The sequence below is a fragment of the Flavobacteriales bacterium genome, assembly GCA_020635795.1.
Lineage (GTDB): Bacteria > Bacteroidota > Bacteroidia > Flavobacteriales_E > Vicingaceae > Vicingus.
This window is the reverse complement of sequence record JACJZD010000005.1, coordinates 83,062-104,551: the sequence shown is the minus strand read 5'-3', so window position 1 is coordinate 104,551 and position 21,490 is coordinate 83,062. Positions and strand designations below refer to the sequence as shown.

Genomic DNA, 21,490 nt, shown 5'->3' with positions numbered 1-21,490 from the left:
TTAGTTTGCAATTTTTTTCATCTGGGTCTAATTGTTTTTTGCTAACGTTTCTTCAGCATTAGTGGCAACATCCGAATAAAGTGCATATGCACTTTATTCGCACTATATATTTTTACTCAGCTATTCCCAACATTTTTTTCAGGTAAGGATTTTGTTCTGTGGCTTTAACTTTATCAATAATTGCCATTAGTTTATCTTGTTGTTCGCCAATACGTTTAATGGCAGCCGTTAAATCTGCTTCTTTATCGGTTCCTTTCGCTTTTTTTAATTCTTTGGTTAACACTTCACTCCTCATGGCATAGTTGTTTTCTAATTCAGCCACCACATTTATACCTGCCATACGCACCCACCAAGCTTTTTCGTTCAAGGTAATTTCTTCTAAAATAGGCATGGCATCGTTTAAGGTTTCGTCGTTTTGGTTTTTTAAATAATTACCATACGAACTAACAAAGCTGTATTTTCCATAACCCTCTAATGTTGCATATTTTTCTTTGAAAAAAGCATGTTGTTCTGCTCCACCGTGTATTTCGTAAACCGAAGCAACAGCACCAGAAATAGAAGAGTTGGTTTCTTTTTCTAAAGCTTTGGCATTTTTCATGGCAGCTTCTTTGTCTGTTCCAGCTAAAGCAGCCAACGACCTTGAAATAATGGTGTATGAGTCGTTTTTTAAACCATCAACAAACAATTCGTTTAAATTATCATCACCTTTATAATACTTAGCTAAGGCATAAATAGCATCGCCTCTTACTCGTGTTTTTGGGTCGTTTTTAGCAATGCCCAATAATTTATCTTTTACCTCCAAATTGTGACTGTCCACAGCATTTTTTAATGAGCGAATAGCCAATTTTCTAATATTTTCATACTTATCGTCTAATGCTTTTACTATTGTCTTTGTGACAAAATTATCAGTCAAATTAGCTAAAGCAGAAAGTGCTTCGTAACGGTCTAAATATTTTGGAGAATTATTGTACATAAACACCCATTCCTGCATATCTTTCTTGTTGTCTACTTTTTCACACAACAATATTTTGTCTGCCTCAACATTTACTAAACTAGGTTTAGCACTTACCTGAAAGGTGAAAGTATTACGAGCTTCATCAGCATTTACAGCATGCGATTCAACTTTTCCATCCACATAAATGTCAATTTTAATGGGCAATTTATACAGAGGCGTTTTTCTAAAATCTTGTTGTTGCTCAATGGTTACAATTTGCGTTTTAGAAGCATCATCGTAGTCGTAATTAATATTTAAAATAGGATGCCCACTTGCATAAAACCATTGGTTAAAAAACCAGTTTAAATCTTTACCGGTAACATCTTCACAAGCCATTCTAAATTCGTGCATTTCCACATCGGTAAATTGGTGTTTGTTGAGGTAATATTTTAACGATTCAAAAAAAGCATCGTCGCCTAAATAATTACGCAACATGTGTAAAATTCGACCACCTTTTTGGTAGGTGTGTCCATCAAACATATCTTCTCTTGCTTCATAATCAAAACGAATCATGTCTTTTTGTCCGTCTTGAGCATCTTGTAAATAAACATTTAAATCGTTTTGTAAACCGTAATCAGCGTGGTCTAAACCATACTTGTACTCGTTCCATAAATACTCACCATAGGTTGCAAACGATTCGTTTAATGGCAAATTCGCCCACGATTCGCAAGTAACCAAATCGCCAAACCAGTGGTGAAACAATTCGTGAGCAATTACATCTTCTCCAGCACTTCCATCAATCAACTCTCGTTTAGTTTGTTGAACAAAATCACCATGAATAACCGCTGTGGTGTTTTCCATTGCCCCAGAAACGTAATCACGCACAACTACTTGGCTGTATTTTTTCCAAGGGTAATCAACACCTAATCTTTTCGAGTAAAACTCTAACATTTCTGGAGTTAAACCAAAAATAGCCATAGCATCGTCTTCGTATTCTTTTTCAACAAAATAGTCTACATCAATGTTTCTCCATTTGTCTTTTACCACAGCAAACTCGCCAATAGCCATCATAAACAAGTATGGAGCATGAGGCTGGTTCATTTCCCAAAAATCGGTTCTTGTGCCGTTTCCATTAATTTCTTGGTGTGTTAAAATACCGTTAGAAAGCGTTTTGTATTTTTCCTCTATGGTAATGGCAATTTCGCCTGTACAACGTTCGTTAGGAGAATCTATGGTTGGAAACCATGCAGAACTTGATTGAGTTTCGCCTTGTGTCCAAATTTGTTGAGGCTTGTCTTTTTCGCTTCCATCAGGATTTATGAAATACAAACCTTTATCGGAAGTAATGGCATTGCTACCACCAGCCTCTAATTCGTTAGGTTTAGCAGTATAATCAATAAATATTTTTAAGGTGTCAGTTCTTTTATAGGTTTTATCTAAATCAATGTTAATGAATAAGCCATCATAAGCGTATTTTAAATCGGAAAAAGTTCCGTTAGCAACCAATTGAACTTTGTTTACATCAAAACCTCTGGCATTTAAAGCTAATTTGTTGGTTTCGAAAAAATAGGGTTTTAGCGTTAATTCTGCTTTTCCGTATAAATAGGTCTTATCCCAATTAAATTTTACATCTAACTTGGTGTGTAATAAATCAAAATCTCTAGTATTTGATGCATTGTAAATGGGTTGCGTTGGTAAAGCATTTGGGTTGTTTATTTCAACAACTTGCTCGGGTAAGTTTATGGTTTGAGTGGGTTTACAGCTATAAATTAATAATGCCGAAGTAGAAATTAATACTAAATTTTTAATCATTAGATGGTAGTTTTAGTTGTGGGAACAAAGATGATTAAAAAAATAATGTAATTCAATAAATCTATGATAAAGGGTTGTTTTTAAGGAGGAATAGTTTTTCTAAAAAGGACGACCACGATTTTTTTAGAATGATGAGGGCATATTTTTTATATCTTTGAATATATACTAACCACATTAATACAAAAAATTTGTTCTCATTCAATTCAATTAAAAATGGAGTTACTACTCTGTTTGTAAGCCTTGGTTTAATCCTGATTTTTGTTAAATGTTCTGACGATAAAATCTTGGAAATTAACCCCGCTTTTACTGGCTATATTTCTGGCTATACATCTGGAATTATTTCAAATAGTTCAACCATACAAATTCGTTTGATGGATGAGGTTGCTGAAGAGCAGCAAAAGGAATTGATAGAAGACGACCTTTTTGATTTTAGCCCTGATATTAAAGGAACAACTCGTTGGATAGATAGCAGAACAATTGAGTTTCGCCCGAGTGAAAAACTCCCATCGGGACAACTCTATACAGCAACATTTGAACTAGGAAAAATAGTTAAAGTTGAAGATGATTTGGAAGAATTTCGTTTTCAGTTTCAAACCATAAAACAAGCCATTTTTGTTCAATTTAATGGGATGAGAGCTTATGACGATGACGATTTAAAGTGGCAAATGGTTATGGGTAAGCTGCAAACCGCCGATAATGCAAATGCTGAAAACATCGAAAAATCAGTAGTAGCAACTCAAAATGGTAAAAAATTATCAATAACATGGGATCATTTTCAGGATGGAAAATCGCACGAATTTGCGGTTGATAGTATTAGAAGAGGTGAAAAAAGAAGCGAAATCGTTATTTCGTGGACTGGTAAAGAAATTGATGCTGAAAAAGATGGTCAAGAAGTTATTGTTATTCCTGCTTTAGACGAATTTATGGTGATGAACACCACCATTAATCAACAACCAGAACAATACCTTACCCTTCATTTTTCCGACCCATTAAAACGCGACCAAAATTTAGAAGGTTTGATTTATTTCAAACCAAACAGTACTGTTAGAATCGCTATCGATAGAAACGATGTTCATGTTTATCCTTCGTCTCGATTAACTGGCGACCATGAAATTGTGGTGGAAAAAGGGGTAAAAAATACGTTGAACTATAATTTGATGGAAAAATTTCAAAAAACCATCACATTTACCAACATCAAACCAGCTGTTGAAGCAATTGGTGATGGAGTAATACTACCAAGCACCAACGGATTAATTTATCCGTTTAAAGCGGTAAACCTAAAAGCTGTTGATGTTAAAATAATTAAAGTTTTTGAAGACAACATTGCTCAATTTTTCCAAGTCAATCAGTTTGATGGAAACCGAGAAATGACGAGAGTAGGTAGAATAGTGTATAAAAACGAAGTTCAATTGGTGAGCAACAAACCCATTGATTATGGCACTTGGAATACCTTTTCATTAGATCTTTCAAAATTAATTGAAGTAGAACCTGGAGCAATTTATAGAATTCAAATTGGGTTTAAAAGAGCACATTCGCTTTACCCATGTGATTCGAAACAAAAAGTGGATGATGAGTACGAAACCGAAGATAAGGAACTTGCAAAATACGATGGTCCAAACGATTATTATTGGGATTATTATGATGACGAAGACTATTACTATGATGAAGACTATAATTGGGAAGAACGCGAAGACCCTTGCTCAAACTCTTATTATTTATCGAGTGGAAGAACGGTTAGCAAAAACGTTTTTGCTTCCGATTTAGGGATAATTGCCAAAGGTGCCGATGGGCGATTTGTTAAAGCTACCATTACTGATATTAAAACAGCCGAGCCACTTTCTGGAGTTGCTGTAGAAATATACAATTATCAAAACCAATTAATTGCCACACAAACTACTGATGGCGATGGAATGGTAGATATTGAAATAAAAAACAAACCCTTTTTATTGGTTGCCAAAAAAGATAAACAACGCGGCTATTTAAGGTTGGACGATGGTTCGTCGTTATCCATGAGTATGTTCGATATTGGCGGACAAGAACTTAAAAAAGGAGTTAAAGGGTTTATTTATGGCGAAAGAGGCGTTTGGCGGCCTGGAGATTCTTTGTATGTTACGTTTATCTTGGAAGACAAAAACAACAGCCTTCCAAAAAATCACCCAGTGGTATTTGAATTATATACCCCCGAAAGTCAGCTTTATCAACGTAAGGTAAAAACTACCTCGGTAAACGGGTTTTACGATTTTAGAACGGCTACCGAAATAACCGACCAAACAGGGAATTGGTTAGCAAAAATAAAAGTTGGAGGCTCTTCGTTTACCAAAACCATTAAAATAGAAACAGTTAAACCCAATCGTTTAAAAATAAACATGGATTTTGGCGAAGAAATTATTAAGGCAAATTCAGGAAAAAAAGGACAAATAGAGGCTAGGTGGCTGCATGGTGCTATTGCTAAAAATTTAAAAACCGATGTTGAATTAAGTTTAAAAGGAGGCGTTACCGAATTTAAAAATTACAAAGATTATTCGTTCGACGACCCTTCAAAATCATTCGAGGCAGAGGATAAAATCATTTTTAAAGGAAGTACCGATGGGCAAGGGTTAGCATCATTTTCTCCGTCGATAAAGGTAGGTGATGATGCGCCGGGAATGTTGAAAGCGAATTTTAAAACACGTGTTTTTGAAACAGGTGGAGATTTTAGTATAGATAATTTCACCACCTATTATTCGCCTTTTACAAGTTATGCTGGGGTAAAAATTCCTAAAGGAAAAGGCTGGAATGATGCTTTGTATTCGAACGAAACCAATTTAATTCCAATTGTAACTGTTGATGAGAATGGAAAGAGTGTAAATAGAACAAGAGTAAAAATTGAGATTTACGATGTACGTTGGAGATGGTGGTGGGAAAGAAGTGATGAAGATGATTTGGCAAGATATGTTTCTAATAAATCAGCCAATTTAATAAAAACAGATTATGTAAATACGGTAAATGGAAAAGCCATTTATGCCTTGAAGTTTGATAAAGAAATGTACGGCAGAAAATTGATTCGTGTTATTGACCCTGAATCAGGTCATAGTACAGGGCAGTTGTTTTATGTAACGTACAAAGGTTGGTGGAACAATAGCGGACAAGATAATCCTGAAGGAGCAGAAATGCTAACCTTTTCTACCGATAAGAAAAACTACAATGTTGGCGAAGAGGTAAAAGTTGAACTACCTAAATTTAAAGAAGGTAGAGCCTTGGTAAGTATAGAGTCTGGCTCGAAAGTGGTGCAAACATTTTGGGTAAAACCAAACGAATTAAGCAGCTCGTTTACGTTTAAAACTACACCCGAAATGGCTCCAAATGTGTTTGTACACGTATCTTTAATACAACCACATGTTCGCGTTCAAAACGATTTACCAATTAGAATGTATGGCGTTCAAGGTATTGGTGTGGAAGACCCTAATACACATCTAAAACCAATTATAACAATGCCCGATGAGTTGGCTCCTGAAAAAGAGGTAGTTATTAAAATAAAAGAAGCTCAAGGTAAAAAAATGACTTATACCGTTGCTGTTGTTGATGAAGGCTTGTTGGATTTAACACGGTTTAAAACCCCCGACCCATGGAATCATTTTTATGCAAAAGAAGCACTGGGAGTAAAAACATGGGACATGTACAAATATGTGCTTGGAGCATATTCGGGAGAAATGGCTGGATTGTTAGCGTTGGGAGGTGATGAATCTGTTAATCCAAACGATGCAAATAAAGTAAACAGATTTAAACCTGTGGTAACCTTTTTAGGACCTTTTACAGTTGAAAAAGGCGGGACCAACACCCATAAATTTATGATGCCAAATTATGTGGGATCGGTTAGAACAATGGTAGTGGCAGGAAATGCAGGAGCTTATGGCTCTGCCGAAAAAACCACGCCCGTTAAAAAACCATTAATGGTACTTGCTACGCTTCCACGAGTAGTTGGTCCTGGCGAACTGGTTAAACTTCCAGTAAATGTTTTTGCAATGGATAAATCTGTAAAAGAAGTTACCGTTCAGGTGCAAACCAACAGTTTATTTAAAATTGAAAATGGAAATACACAAACCATAAGCTTTGATGAAGAAGGGGACAAAGTGATTAATTTTGATTTGAAAGTTGCCGACAAAATTGGAACAGGAAAAGTTAAAGTTGTAGTAAAAAGTGGCAACAAAAGTGCTTCTCACGAAATTGAGCTAGCTGTTAGAGTGCCTAACCCAAGAGTAAACGAATACATTGAAGCAGTAGTTGAACCTGGAGAAACATGGAGTTCGGCTTATAAAGCTGTTGGTATGGCTGGAACAAATAATGGGGTTGTTGAGGTGTCGATGATTCCGCCGCTAAATTTAGAGAGTAGATTAAAATATTTAATACAATATCCACACGGTTGTGTTGAGCAAACTACATCATCCGTTTTTCCTCAATTATTTTTAACCGATGTATTGGATTTATCTGCTGAACAAAAGGCAAAAATTCAGTCGAACATTACGGATGGGATTAACCGATTAAAATCGTTTCAGTTGAGTAGTGGAGGAATGACTTATTGGCCTGGAGCATATAGCGAGGCTTCGGAGTGGGGGACCAATTATGCAGGTCATTTTATGCTCGAAGCCAAGGAAAAAGGTTATGCTTTACCAGCAGGATTTTTAGATAATTGGATAAAATTCCAGAAACAACAGGCTAATTCTTGGTCGCCAAGTGCTGTTGGTAGAGATAATTATTACAATGGAGAGTTGGTTCAAGCCTATCGTTTATACACTTTAGCATTAGCTAAACATCCTGCTATGGGAGCAATGAACAGAATGAAAGAAACACCAAATTTATCGGTTGCTGCAAAATGGAGATTGGCGGGAGCTTATTTACTAGCTGGTAAAACAGAGGTGGCTAAAACAATGGTAAAAAACATAGAAACTACCGTTGAGAACTACAAAGAATTGTCGTACACGTATGGAAGTTCTGATAGAGATGAGGCAATGATATTGGAAGTTTTAGCTTTAATGAAAGACAATGTAAGAGGCAAAAAGGTATTTGATAATATAGCAAAAAGTATGTCTTCAAGAAATTGGTATAGTACACAAACAACAGCTTATGCACTGTTGTCTATAACAAAGTTTATTGGTGGGGCAGGAAAATCTGATTTAAAATACAACATCACCATTAATGGTAAACCAGAAAGTGTAAGTTCTACCACACCAATTAAACAAACCAAGCTAAATTTTTCATTGAACGCTGATGGAAGTGTAAGTATAAAAAACACGAGCAGTAAAAAGCTTTTTGTTCAAATACAATTGGATGGAATTCCATTAACTGGAGATCAAACCAATGGGGAGAACGACCTGAAAATGTCAGTAAAATATTTAAGCATGAACGGTGCTCAAATAGACCCATCGGTTATTGAACAAGGCACCGATTTTATTGCTGAAGTAACGGTTTCTAATCCGGGATTAAGAGGTCATTACAAAGAAATGGCGTTGACTCAAATTTTCCCTTCGGGATGGGAAATTCGTAACACCAGAATGGATGTAAACGAATCAACTGCACTAAAAGACAAACCTGATTACGAGGATTTCAGAGACGATAGAGTTTATTCCTATTTTAATATCGACAAGAATAAATCGAAAACATTTAGAGTAGTGTTAAATGCAAGTTATTTAGGAGAGTTTTATTTACCAACTGTTTATTGCGAGGCCATGTACGACCATGAGATAAATGCTAAAAAAGCAGGTAAATGGGTTAAAGTTGTTCAAGTTGGAGGAGGCTTAAGCGGGTTGTAATAATATGCTGAAATCAAAACTCAAATCATTCATTAAAGGGAGAAGAAAATACTATCTTCTCCTTTTTTTATTGCTGTTTTTTTGGTTTTGGTTATCACTGCCATCTAAATTATTTAATGACCCCAATTCTACCATTTTAGAAGATGAAAATGGTGTTTTATTAGCAGCTAAAATTTCAAAAGATGGGCAATGGCGCTTTCCAGAATCAGATTCCATTCCTCAAAAATATGCAGTTGCAGTTAAATATTTTGAAGATGAATATTTTGATTACCATTTAGGCGTAAACCCTGTTTCACTGTTTAGAGCATTCAAACAAAATTTTTCATCTAGCAAAGTAATAAGTGGTGGTAGCACTATTACAATGCAATTAATAAGACTTTCACGAAAAGGAAAAAAAAGAAGCTACTTCGAAAAACTGATTGAAGTTATTTTAGCCACGCGACTTGAATTGAGTTATAGCAAACAAGAGATTTTAAATTTGTATGCTTCACATGCTCCTTTTGGCGGAAATGTAGTAGGATTGGAAGCAGCTTCATGGCGGTATTATGGTCGCTCGGCACATTTACTTTCATGGGGAGAAGTGGCTACTTTAGCGGTTTTGCCCAATGCACCATCGTTAATTTATCCAGGAAAAAATCAAGAAAAACTGCTTGTAAAAAGAAACAAGTTGTTAGACAAACTTCAAGTAAAAGGAGTGTTGACCCTAGAAGATGCTATGCTTGCAAAAGTAGAGCCTCTTCCAAACAAACCCTTCCCTTTACCTCAAATTACCCCTCATTTACTGGATAGAATGGTCAATGAAGATTTTGATGGACAACGTGTAACATCGACCATAAACAAATCTTTACAAACCAAATTAAATGCGTTAATCGATAGATACCACAACAGTTTGGCTCAAAATGAAGTACATAATGCAGCAATTTTGGTTTTAGATGTTAAAACTGGAAAAGTGTTGGCTTATGTTGGAAACACCAATTGCCCAGAAGAAGAAAGCGGAAGCAAGGTGGATATTATTACCTCGAAAAGAAGCACAGGTAGCACCTTAAAACCTTTTTTATTTGCATCTATGTTAGAAGAAGGAATGATTTTACCTCATGCTTTGGTAGAAGATATTCCAACAAGAATTTCGGGGTACGCACCTCAAAATTTTGATAAAAGTTTTGATGGAGCAGTTCCAGCGAGTAATGCATTAACACGATCGTTGAACATCCCGGCGGTAAAAATGCTTCAAGATTTTGGCTTGGCACAATTTTACAAAAACCTTCAAGAACTAGAATTGAACTCGATTAATAAAGGCGCTAATCATTATGGCTTGTCGTTAATTTTAGGAGGAGCTGAAACATCGCTGTGGGAGTTGTGCCGAGGATATTATTTTTTAGCTCAAAAGTTAAATGGACAACAATTACAATCGCTTCAATATGCTAAAAAGCAGGTTGTTGATGAAAAACAAATCCAACACTTTTCTAGAGCATCGATATACCAAACCTTTGAAATTTTAACAGAAGTGAATCGACCAAACGAAGAAGGTGCTTGGAAAGTTTTTGAATCGGCACGAAAAATAGCATGGAAAACTGGAACCAGTTTTGGTCAGCGAGATGCTTTGGCGGTTGGGGTAACACCCGAATACATTGTTGGTGTTTGGGCTGGAAATGCCGATGGTGAAGGTCGTCCCGGCTTAACAGGAATTCAAGTGGCAGCTCCAATGATGTTTAATACGTTTAATTATTTACCAGAAACTTCTTGGTTTGATGAGCCAATAGACGAAATGGTTACGGCGAACACTTGTTTAATAAGTGGTTATAGAGCATCATTAAATTGTACTAAAACTAGTCTTATTAAAGTTGCACCTCGAGGATTAGATTTTCCAAATTGCCCGTTTCATAGAAAAATACATTTAGACAAAACCGAACAATTTAGGGTAAACAGTAGCTGCTATAATGTTGCAGAAATGAAAGAGGTTAATTGGTTTGTTTTACCAACGGTGCAGGAATGGTATTACAAAACTAAAAACCCAACATACAAAAGCTTGCCTTCAATCCATCCCAATTGTTTGGGTGCTGCCGAGAAGGTTATGGCTATAATTTATCCAAAAGAAGGCTTGAAAATATTTGTCCCAAAAAACCTTGACGGCACATTAAGTAAAACAATTTTTGAAGTGGCTCACAGCAGAGCATCGGCAGAAATTCATTGGTATTTAGACCAAGAATATTTGGGTATGACACAACGAATGCATCAAAAAGAGATTTTAACCACCGCTGGATTTCATAAAATTACCTTGACCGATGATGAAGGTAATATGATAGAAAAACAGATTGAATTTGTAGGGAAATAAGGACAAAAGTTAATTTATGCTATAATTTTCAGTAAAATTGGGTAGAATATAAGTTATCATGAAGAAAATTATCTCGTTCGTTGTATTGATTATTGTGGTGAACAACTGCTTTTATGGTAGTAATTCTGTTGATAGCCTACTACATCTAGTTAAAACAACAAAAGTAGATACAGTAAAAATTGTTGCTTATGAGCAATTGGCACTATGTTATCGAAAAACAAATAAAGACTCAGCCTTATACTATAACCAAAAAGCTATTGATGCTGCTAAGCAATCAGATAATTATCAATTTATAGCTGAAACACACAGAGAATATGCACTTACCGCACAAGCTAATGATGATTATGCTTTAGCTGCCGATTATTATAAAAAAGCCTTTGAAATACATAAAATACATAAGGATAAAAAAGGAATGAGTGAAGCTTACAACGACATAGGTGTAGCTTATTATTATGCTGGAGATTATGATGTTGCTCGTGAAAATTTTGAGAAAGCAGGAGAAATTAAGATAGAGATTGGAGATAGTATAGGAGCTGGGCAATCGTTTAACAATACAGGAATTATGTATGATATTTTAGGGAAGCCAATTGAGGCTACCAAATTGTATATTAAGGCGTTAACCATTTATGAAAATGCTAGAGATACCAACATGATTATTGGAACCATTTCAAACATTGGGTTAATTTATATAGGGCAGAAAAATTACAATGAAGCACTTAAGGTTTATCAACGTCAAAAAAAATTAGCTAAAGCTGTAAACAATAAAACTCTTTATGGTGTGGCGTTAACAAGTGAAGGAACAGCTTACGATTATATGGAGAGATTCATTGAAGCTCGTAAAAGTTTTTTTGAAGCCTTGAAAATTTTTGAAGAAATAAATGATAAACCTTTGATTGCACAATGTTATAACAATTTAAGTGTCAATCATGAGTTAACAAATGAAGATGACAAAGCATTGGAGTATGCACTAAAATCCATTGCTATTAAAAAGGAAATTGGCAGCTTAGGTAAAATAGCAGTGTCTCAAATTGCTGCAGCCAAAATCTATAATAAAAAAGGTCAACATCAAAAAGCAATAAACCTGTTTAATGAAGCATTGCAAAATGCTGAAAACACAGGTTATATGGATTATATTATAAAAGCTCACGAAGGCTTGTCTATTGCTTTTGGAAGTGTTAAAAATTTTGAAAAAGCTTATTTTCATCAATCGCGTTTTATGGCATTAAACGACAGTGTTACCAATAAAGAAAACACTGAAATGATAAATGAGTTGGAAAAGAAATTCCAAAGCGAACGGAAAGAGCAAGAAATAGCACTGTTGAATAAAACTAACGCCTTAAAAGATGTAAAACTAGAAAAAGCTAGCGAAGAAAGTAAACGTAAATCAATTCAGCTTTATGGCTCGTTAATAGTTGGGTTGATATTATTGGTTTTTGCTATAGTAATATTTAGAAACAATCAACAACGAAAAAAAACAAACCAATTGCTTACTCAAAAAAATGAAGAGATAACCAAGCAGAAAGAGATTGTTGAAGAACAACACCAAGAAATAACCGATAGTATAAGTTATGCCAAACGAATTCAAACAGCTCTTTTAACGAGTGATAACTATTGGGAACAAATTTCTAAAGAACATTTTGTGTTATTGAAGCCTAAAGACGTGGTTAGTGGAGATTTTTTCTGGGCTTTTCAAACCGATAATAATTTAGCTATTTGGGTAGCAGCAGATTGTACAGGACATGGTGTTCCTGGGGCATTTATGAGTATGTTAGGAATTAGTTTTTTTAACGAAATAGTGGTGGAGAATGGAATAACCAACCCATCAGAAATTCTTGATAAATTAAGAAGTAAAATAATTAAAGCATTAGAGCAGAAAGGAGTTGATGCACAGCAAAAAGACGGGATGGATTTAGCTCTTTGTGCTTGGGACAAAAATAGCAATGTATTAACTTTTTCAGGAGCAAACAATCCTTTATGGATTGTTAGATTAATAGATAATAACTTAGAACAAGAGTCTGAAAATGTTAACATCTTTAGTTTACCCGAATACAAACATTGTTTAATTGAATACAAGCCTGACAAGCAACCAGTAGGGTTGTTTCAAGGAGAAATGAGACCGTTTTCATCTCAACAGGTAAAACTGCAAAAAGGAGACACGGTATATACCTTTTCTGATGGCTATGCTGATCAATTTGGTGGTGAAAAAGGAAAAAAGTTTAAACTAAAATCGTTTAAACAGTTGTTATTATCCGTTCAAGAAAATCCATTATCTAAGCAAAAACAACTCATTGATATGCAATTTGAAGATTGGAAAGGGAATTTAGAACAAATTGATGATGTATGTGTAATTGGGGTAAGAACATGAAAAGAATAATTTATACATTTATTTTATTAAGCACAGCTACGTTAAACGCCCAAATTAACCAAGATAGTTTGATGGCGATTTGGAACAACAAGAGCGTACAAGATACCTCTAGATTAATTGCTTTAGAAAAAGTATCTCGTGATATATTTATGTTTACTGACCCTGATAGCTGCTACTATTATGCTCAATTACAATTAAATTTTGCTAAACCAAAAGGATTAAAAAAACATGTTTCTGCAGCATTTTATACTATTGGTGTATCGAAATATTTTGTTTCAGAATTTGATTCGGCATTATTTTACTACAACCAAAGTTTAGTTATAGATCAAAAAATAAATAATAAGCAAGGTGCTGCAAATAATTTGAACAATATTGCTTTAGTTTATAAGGAAAAAGGAGACTTTGCTCTTGCAATAAAGTACAATCTTCAAAGCCTTGCAATAAAGAGAGAAATAGGCGATTTAAAAGGCGAGGCTAGTTCTTTTAATAATATCGGTCAAATCTATCAGGATAAAGGCGATGTAGCTTTAGCTATTAAAAACTACACACATAGTTTACAAATAAAAGAAGAATTAAAAGATAAGCCTGGAATGGCTAAAACGTTAAACAACATTGGTTCATTATATTATTTTCAGCAAGATTTAGACAGAGCTTTAGAATATTATACAAAAAGTATTATCATTTATGAAGAAGTTAACGAACAATATGGTGTAGCAGGAGTTTTTCAAAACATTGGCAATTTGTATGACGATAAAAAAGAATATGATAAAGCTTTAGAGTATCACCACAAAAGTTTGAAAATCAAAGAAAAAATAGGAGACAAATATGGTGTAGCAAATTCTTACAATAATATTGGAATAGTGTATAAAAATCTAAAAAACTATACAAATGCATTAGAGTACTACTCTAAAAGTGTTGAAATAAAAATTGCAATTGGAGATAAGCAAGGGCTAGCATCTTCTTATAATAACATTGGAGATGTTTACCAATTAACTCGTCAATTCAACAAATCAATTGAGTATGGTAACAAAGCTTTAACAATAGCTAAAGAAATAGAAGGAATAGTTGAAATTAGAGATGCTTCAAATGCTCTTTATGAAAGTTACAAATCATTAGGAAATACAAGTCAAGCATTAAAGATGTTTGAATTATATGTTGAGATGAACGACAGTATTGAAAGACAAGAAAATCAAAAAGAACTGATTAGGCAAGAATATAAGTATAGTTATGATAAAAAGGCTGCGGCTGATAGTGTTTCATATGCAAAAGAGAAACAAATAAAAACAGCAGAAATTGAAAAACAAAAAGCCCAATTAAAAGCAAAGAGAAATCAACAATATGCATTATTCGGAGGGTTGTTTCTAGTGTTAATTTTTTCAGGGTTCATTTACAATCGATTTAAGATAACACAAAAACAAAAACAAATCATTGAATTACAAAAAATTGAGGTTGAAAAACAAAAAGAAGTGGTAGAAAAAGCACATCAATTATTAGAGAGCAAAAATGCAGAAATAATTGCTAGTATTCGATATGCAAAACGAATTCAAGATGCCTTATTAACCCCTCAAAAATATATTGAACGCAATATTAAACGGTTAAAATCGGTTAGTAAAAATTGAAAAAATGGGTTTTCATATTATTTTGTTTGTGGCTCTTTTTTAATGGAATAGCACAAAATTTTGCAGACAAAAAATTCTATTTGGTAGATAGTTTAGATTTGAATAAACTAACTGAAGAAGATAAAATTCTATTGGATAGTTGTTTACGAGTTTACCATTCAACTAATCTTGATACTATCAAAATTAATGCATTAGACGTAATATGCGAAAACATGATTGATAATTCATGGAGTAAATACCTTAATTTTCAATTAAAACTCATTGAAAAATCAATTTCTCTTAATCCACCAACTCCAACTTTAAACAGTTTAAAAATAGCGCGTGCTGCTGCGTTGAACAATTTTGGATATATCTATATGTATCAGGGCGACATAGATCTTGCATTGAAGTATTATCTAAAGAGCCTGAAAATTGTTGAAGAACTGAAAGATAAGAAAGGGATTGCTGCAGCATATAATAATTTAGGTAATATTTATGATAATCAAGGTGATGTCCCTCTTGCATTAGCATACTACCACAAATGTATGAAGTTAGAAAATGAGCTTAACGATAAAAAAGGAGTTGCCTCTTCATTAAACAATATAGGATATATTTATCACAACCAAGGCGATGTCGAACTTGCCTTGGAGTATTATAACAAAAGTTTGAAAATACGTGAAGGAGTTGGTGATAAAAAAGGAGTTGCTACTTGTTTGAACAATATTGCTGGTGTTTATAGCAATAAAAATGATAGTGTTCTTGCATTAGAGTATTATAAAAAAAGCTTGAAAATACGTGAAGAAATAGGTGATAAAAAAGGCATGGCTACTTCATTAAATAATATGGGATTAATTTATTATAATATGGGCGATATTTCCTTGGCTATGGAGTGTTATTATAATAGTTTGAAAATACGCAAAGAAATTAGCGATAAACTTGGTTTGACTACTTCATTTGCTAACATTGGAGGGCTGTATTTAGATGTAGGAGATATTGTTAATGCAAAAAAAATGGGAGAGAAAGGACTCCAACTATCTCTTGAATTGGGTTATCCAGATCAAATTGAGCGTACCGCAGGGCTTTTATCCAAGGTTTACGCCAAAAAAGGCAATTTTAAATCGGCGCTTGAAATGCGTAATTTAGAAATACAAATGCGCGATAGTATACTTTCTGAAAATAACATGAAAGCCTCTGTACAGCAACAAGCCAAATATGATTATGAAAAACGACAAGTATTAAAAGATGCCGAACATGAAAAACAATTAGCCGTAGAACAAGAAGCAAAATCCAAACAAAAGGTTATTATTTATTCAATTGCTTTAGGTTTGATGTTGGTAATTCTTTTCTTGGTTTTTGTTTTTAATCGGTTACAAGTAACAAAAAAACAAAAATCCATTATTGAGGAACAAAAAACAACAGTTGAAAAGGCGCATCTGTTGCTCGAGGAAAAAAACGAAGAAATAATAGCGAGTATCCGCTACTCAAAGAGAATACAAGATGCTTTATTGACTTCACAAAAATATATTGAACGCAATATTAAACGATTAAAAAATAATTAATAGGCTGTCTTTAATATAGGTGCTGGTGTAATTCAAATATGATTAGAATCATGTAGTAATAAAAGATTATTGTTTAGCTTTAGTCAACTTAAACTGTATAAAATTACTACTATGAAAAAATTAATGTTTCCAGCCCTAATTATTGGGCTAATTTTCGCTTCGTGTTCAAAAGATAATTCTACACCAACCCCAACAACATCTGGTGGTGGAGGTGGTGGAGGAACACCTTCTGGCACTTTTTTAATATATAAAGACAGTGTTTATAATAGTTCAAATGCGAATGATACTAGGGTTAGAACCTTTGAGTATAATTCAAGTAAAAAAGTTGAAAAAATATACTACAGATGGGGTACAATTTCAACCAATACCCATTATGATACGGTATATTATAATACTAATAACAAAGTCTCAAAAGTAGAGCAATATATAATTGGAAACCCAACTGTTCAAGAGTCAAAAACTTATACTTACAATGGCAGTAATCAACTTATTTCTGTCGTTGAGGTTGGAACAAATGATAATGGACCATATACTAGAACGAGAACATTTACATATTTAAATAATAAAGTAAATTCACAAATACTCGTTTATTCTTCAGGAAGTTCAAATTCAAATGGCGGACCAGATGATTTGTCAAACATTGTATTTACTGGAAACAATATTACTAGTTTAGATTTGACAGGCTATGGAAATGCTACTGCAACCTACGATACTTATGCAAACCCATATTATGGGCACAACGTAGAAACAGATGATTTCACATTAATGTTTTGTCAAAACAATTTAATGAGTGCATATTTGACAGCGTCACCAACGACTGTTTTTGTAAATAGAGCTTTTACTTATTCAAATGGAAGGTTAGCAACTATTTTTGATTCTTCAGAAAATAGAACAACGTATATTACCTACCAAGAATATTAAAAACAGTAAAAAAGGGAAGGTTTTACCTTCCCTTTTTTACTAATAAACATTTTTGATAATTTCTCTTGTCGAAACCGATTTTCCCATGGTGTAGTAATGAATACAAGGAACACCAAAATCGAGTAAATCTTTTGATTGTTGAATAGCCCACTCAATACCCACTTGTTTCACAGCATCATCATTTTTACATTTTTCAATAGCATCCACCAAATCGGTTGGTAAATCGATATGAAAAAACTTTGGCAACATTTGTAGTTGACTCTTATTGGTTATTGGTTTTAATCCTGGAATAATTGGCACGTCAATACCCATGTCACGACAAGTTTTTACAAACGCTTTAAACTTTTCGTTGTCGTAAAACAATTGAGTTATGATATACGATGCTCCAGCATCCACTTTACTTTTTAAATGTTTTAAATCGTTTTTTAAGTTAGGCGATTCAAAATGTTTTTCTGGATAACCGGCTACACCAATACAAAAATCAGTTGGAGTAGGATTTTGTAAGTCTTCATCAAAATAAACACCCTTGTTTAAGCCATCAATTTGTTTAACCAAATCAACCGCATAAGCATGTCCATTAGGTTCAGGAACAAATGCCGATTCTGTTTTAATAGGGTCCCCTCTTAAAGCTAGCACATTATCAATTCCTAAAAAATTTAAGTCGATTAGAGCGTTTTCGGTTTCTTCTTTACTAAAACCACCACATATAATGTGTGGAATGGCATCAATTTGATATTTGTTCATGATTGCAGCACAAATACCAACTGTTCCTGGTCGTTTTTTTATAGAGAACTTTTCTAAATAACCCTTCTCTCTTTTTTTGTAAATAAATTCTTCTCTATGGTAAGTTACATTAATAAACGAAGGTTTAAATTCCATCAAGGGGTCAATACCATCATATATAGATTGAATTCCTTTACCTTTTAATGGAGGTAAAATTTCGAACGAAATCAACGGTTTTTTTGCCTTTTTTAGATGATCGGTAACTTTCATTAAAGCGATTTTAAAAATTTAATTCGGCAAATGTACGAATGAGATGTAATACACAAAATAAAATTTTATTGTAAAATAAAAATAAGTGCAATTATTCATCAAAATAATTTAACTGAACATAGCGTAAATAATGTAATTTTGTCGTTCGAAAATAAAGAACATGAAACACTTACGTAACTTTTGTATTATAGCACACATCGATCACGGTAAAAGCACCTTGGCGGATAGATTATTACAAGCAACAGGCGCTATAACAGAAAGAGAAATGCAAGAGCAGACACTTGACGATATGGATTTGGAGCGGGAGAGAGGGATTACCATTAAGAGCCATGCGATACAAATGGAATACATGTACGAAGGACAGGAGTATGTGTTGAATTTGATTGACACTCCTGGTCATGTTGATTTTTCATACGAAGTTTCTCGTTCAATCGCTTCATGCGAAGGAGCGTTGTTAATTGTTGATGCAACACAAGGAATTCAAGCACAAACCATTTCTAATTTATATTTGGCTATCGAGAACGATTTGGAAATTATCCCTGTTTTAAATAAAATGGATTTAGATAGTGCAATGCCAGAGGAAGTAAAAGACCAAATTGTTGACTTAATAGGTTGTAAACGAGAAGAAATTATTTCTGCAAGTGGTAAAACAGGTTTGGGTGTTGATGAAATTTTAAGAGCAGTGGTAGAAAGAATACCTCAGCCTGAAGGCGATCCAGACGCACCGTTTCAAGCTTTAATTTTCGATTCTGTTTTTGATTCGTACCGAGGCATTAATGCTTATTTTAAGGTAATTAACGGAGAAATTAGAAAAGGTGAAAAAGTAAAATTTATTGCTACAGGCAAGGAATATCATGCCGATGAAATAGGTACCTTAAAATTAAAGCAAGTACCAAAACCTGTTATTAAAACAGGCGATGTTGGGTACATTATTTCTGGAATAAAAGTAGCTAAAGAGGTAAAAGTTGGAGATACAATAACAACTGTTGCACGTCCTGCTCCTGCAATTCAAGGTTTTGAAGATGTTAAACCCATGGTTTTTGCAGGTATTTACCCCGTTGATACGGATGAATTTGAAGAGTTGAGAGATGCCATGGAAAAACTTCAGTTAAACGATGCTTCGTTAACTTTTGAGCCAGAGTCGTCAGCTGCATTAGGTTTTGGTTTCCGTTGCGGATTTTTGGGCATGTTGCACATGGAAATTATCCAAGAGCGTTTAGAACGTGAGTTCGACATGACTGTTATTACCACTGTACCTAACGTTTCTTACCATTGCTATTTAACTAGCAACAGAGAAAAACACATTGTTTTGAATAATCCTACCGATTTTCCTGACCCAAGTAGAATTGACCGAATAGAAGAACCATATATCAAGGCAACAATTATTACAAAATCTGATTATGTCGGACAAATCATGTCGCTTTGTATTGAAAAAAGAGGAGAACTCTCTAATCAAGTGTATTTAACTACTGATAGAGTAGAATTGAGCTTTAATGTTCCGTTAGCTGAGATTGTTTTTGATTTTTACGACAGATTAAAATCCATTTCAAAAGGATATGCTTCATTCGATTATCACCCAATAGGGTTTAGAGAATCGAAATTGGTTAAAATGGACATCATGTTAAATGGTGACCCAGTTGATGCTTTGTCGGCTTTAGTTCATAAAGACAACGCATACGATTTAGGTAAAAAGATTTGTAAAAAATTAAGAGATTTAATTCCTCGTCAACAGTTTAATATTGCTATACAAGCGGCAATTGGTTCTAAAATTATTTCTCGTGAATCGCTTTCAGCTTTGCGTAAAGATGTAACAGCCAAGTGTTATGGTGGTGATATTTCACGTAAGCGTAAATTATTGGAAAAGCAAAAAGAAGGAAAGAAGAAAATGAAGCAGATTGGAAGTGTTGAGGTTCCGCCTAAAGCATTTTTAGCTGTTCTTAAATTAAACGAGTAGCTACTTCAAATAACCTTTATTCTTTACAATTATATCTTTGGTCATTCCTTTGAGCACATCTCCAGCCTGCATGATTAAATCTGGGCTAGGAGGGAATGGGACAGGCTGACTCTGTAAATCTTTAACACTTGCAGGACTTAGTGCATTTATGTCACCATTGGCATTGGCATAAAAGTTTTCAAAAAAAGCATCTGAAGTTATTGGTTCTGCCTTCATTAATTTGTTAGCCATATTATCGTAGTAATTAATGTTTCCCGAAATACGTGCCGACTTACGTTGTTGAACACGTTTTATAGCACAGTAAATGGTTTTGTATTTAGGAATTTTAATGTCATTACCTAAACTATCCTTTTTAACATTTCCATTGGCATCTAAAACATAATCAAAACCATCTTCTACTTGTTTACTTTCTTGGTCTATTTTTTCTTTCACTTCCTCTGGAGATACAACAATTTGAGTCATGCTTAAAATAATGGAGTAGTGATAAATTCTGGTGCTATCAATACTGTTGTCGTAATTAATCCAATCTTGATCTAAATCATCAACATTAATAGCTTGTAAATCATCCATTAGCGTTTTAGGCACAACGGTTTGCGATTTGTCTTCAATAGTAAAAAACACATTGGTAGTTCCTTTAAAACGCGATTCAGCAATTTTTTCATCTACATCTCTAAAGTTTGGCGTGTAGGATTTTGCTTCGTTAAATCGAGCATAAGCATCTCTAGCAGCTAATTTATCGTTTTTTCCTAACAACTCTATTCCTTTGGCATAAGCATATTCGGTAGCTTTTATTTTTGCGTTATCTATTTCTGAGATAAAATCTTGTTGCTCGTAGTTGATACCTACCGGAGGTAAGGTTTGAGCTAACTCTTGTCTTCTGTTCATTCGAACATAAATGGTATAGATTTTCGACCAATTGGCAGGGTCGCCAGCTTTTTTTAAACGCTGTACTTCGGTGTTGTCTTTTAAATACGCCATCCTGTACGCATCGTTAAACACATCAACTTCTTCAAACTTACTAGGGTCTTTTTTAATTTTTTTAGCTGAGGTTTCCATCGCGGCGTCATAATCACCTTTTTCTAGCTGTTTAGATGATGATTTACAAGCAAATAAAAGAGTGGAGGCAAAAATAAAAAGAAGTAATGTTCTCATAATTTTAAATTTATTGATGTTTAACAAACATTTCAAATAGTGTTCCAAAAGTAAAAAAATTCAATTGGACGAAGCAATTTATTT

At 34.0% G+C, this 21,490-nt stretch carries 10 protein-coding genes; 7 read left to right on the top strand and 3 right to left on the bottom strand.

Translation table 11 applies throughout. The features are described from left to right. Window positions 1-112 precede the first annotated feature (112 nt). Window positions 113-2,746 (bottom strand): M1 family peptidase, encoded by a 2,634-nt coding sequence (locus H6589_11545; GenBank protein ID MCB9175232.1) that lies wholly within the window; start codon window positions 2,744-2,746, stop codon window positions 113-115. Between the two features lie 284 nt (window positions 2,747-3,030). Between H6589_11545 and H6589_11540 the strand changes: the two genes are divergently transcribed. From H6589_11540 to H6589_11515, 6 genes are all read left to right on the top strand, one after another. After that, the gene (locus tag H6589_11540) at window positions 3,031-8,532 is read left to right on the top strand and encodes a hypothetical protein (protein ID MCB9175231.1); all 5,502 of its coding nucleotides are present in this window, start codon (window positions 3,031-3,033) and stop codon (window positions 8,530-8,532) included. Between the two features lie 4 nt (window positions 8,533-8,536). Then, on the top strand, window positions 8,537-10,864 hold the full coding sequence (gene pbpC / locus H6589_11535) for a penicillin-binding protein 1C (GenBank protein ID MCB9175230.1): 2,328 nt from the start codon (window positions 8,537-8,539) through the stop codon (window positions 10,862-10,864). A 58-nt stretch (window positions 10,865-10,922) separates the two neighbouring features. Then, window positions 10,923-13,229, top strand: coding sequence for a tetratricopeptide repeat protein (locus H6589_11530; protein MCB9175229.1), 2,307 nt, complete (start codon window positions 10,923-10,925; stop codon window positions 13,227-13,229). After that, complete coding sequence (locus H6589_11525; protein ID MCB9175228.1) at window positions 13,226-14,848, top strand: tetratricopeptide repeat protein; 1,623 nt, start codon at window positions 13,226-13,228, stop codon at window positions 14,846-14,848. Before H6589_11530 ends, H6589_11525 begins: the two co-directional genes overlap by 4 nt. Window positions 14,849-15,060: 212 nt before the next feature. Beyond that, on the top strand, window positions 15,061-16,386 hold the full coding sequence (locus H6589_11520; protein ID MCB9175227.1) for a tetratricopeptide repeat protein: 1,326 nt from the start codon (window positions 15,061-15,063) through the stop codon (window positions 16,384-16,386). 111 nt (window positions 16,387-16,497) lie between these two features. After that, window positions 16,498-17,307, top strand: coding sequence for a hypothetical protein (locus H6589_11515; protein ID MCB9175226.1), 810 nt, complete (start codon window positions 16,498-16,500; stop codon window positions 17,305-17,307). A gap of 39 nt (window positions 17,308-17,346) precedes the next feature. On the opposite strand, the gene metF is transcribed toward H6589_11515, so the two are convergent. After that, a complete protein-coding gene (metF, locus tag H6589_11510; GenBank protein ID MCB9175225.1) occupies window positions 17,347-18,300 on the bottom strand; it encodes a methylenetetrahydrofolate reductase [NAD(P)H] in 954 nt (317 codons plus the stop codon). 160 nt (window positions 18,301-18,460) lie between these two features. Between metF and lepA the strand changes: the two genes are divergently transcribed. Beyond that, the gene (lepA, locus tag H6589_11505; GenBank protein MCB9175224.1) at window positions 18,461-20,254 is read left to right on the top strand and encodes an elongation factor 4; all 1,794 of its coding nucleotides are present in this window, start codon (window positions 18,461-18,463) and stop codon (window positions 20,252-20,254) included. Here lepA and H6589_11500 read toward each other — a convergent pair whose 3' ends face one another. After that, window positions 20,255-21,406 carry a hypothetical protein gene (locus tag H6589_11500; protein ID MCB9175223.1) on the bottom strand — a complete coding sequence of 384 codons (1,152 nt, stop codon included), beginning with the start codon at window positions 21,404-21,406 and terminating at the stop codon, window positions 20,255-20,257. It abuts the gene before it with no gap. Window positions 21,407-21,490: the final 84 nt, after the last annotated feature.

Coding starts and splice junctions, on each gene's coding strand:
- H6589_11545 (MCB9175232.1), bottom strand. CDS start 2,746: ATGATTAAAAATTTAGTATTAATTTCTACTTCGGCATTATTAATTTAT.
- pbpC (MCB9175230.1), top strand. CDS start 8,537: ATGCTGAAATCAAAACTCAAATCATTCATTAAAGGGAGAAGAAAATAC.
- H6589_11530 (MCB9175229.1), top strand. CDS start 10,923: ATGAAGAAAATTATCTCGTTCGTTGTATTGATTATTGTGGTGAACAAC.
- H6589_11525 (MCB9175228.1), top strand. CDS start 13,226: ATGAAAAGAATAATTTATACATTTATTTTATTAAGCACAGCTACGTTA.
- H6589_11520 (MCB9175227.1), top strand. CDS start 15,061: ATGATTGATAATTCATGGAGTAAATACCTTAATTTTCAATTAAAACTC.
- H6589_11515 (MCB9175226.1), top strand. CDS start 16,498: ATGAAAAAATTAATGTTTCCAGCCCTAATTATTGGGCTAATTTTCGCT.
- metF (MCB9175225.1), bottom strand. CDS start 18,300: ATGAAAGTTACCGATCATCTAAAAAAGGCAAAAAAACCGTTGATTTCG.
- lepA (MCB9175224.1), top strand. CDS start 18,461: ATGAAACACTTACGTAACTTTTGTATTATAGCACACATCGATCACGGT.
- H6589_11500 (MCB9175223.1), bottom strand. CDS start 21,406: ATGAGAACATTACTTCTTTTTATTTTTGCCTCCACTCTTTTATTTGCT.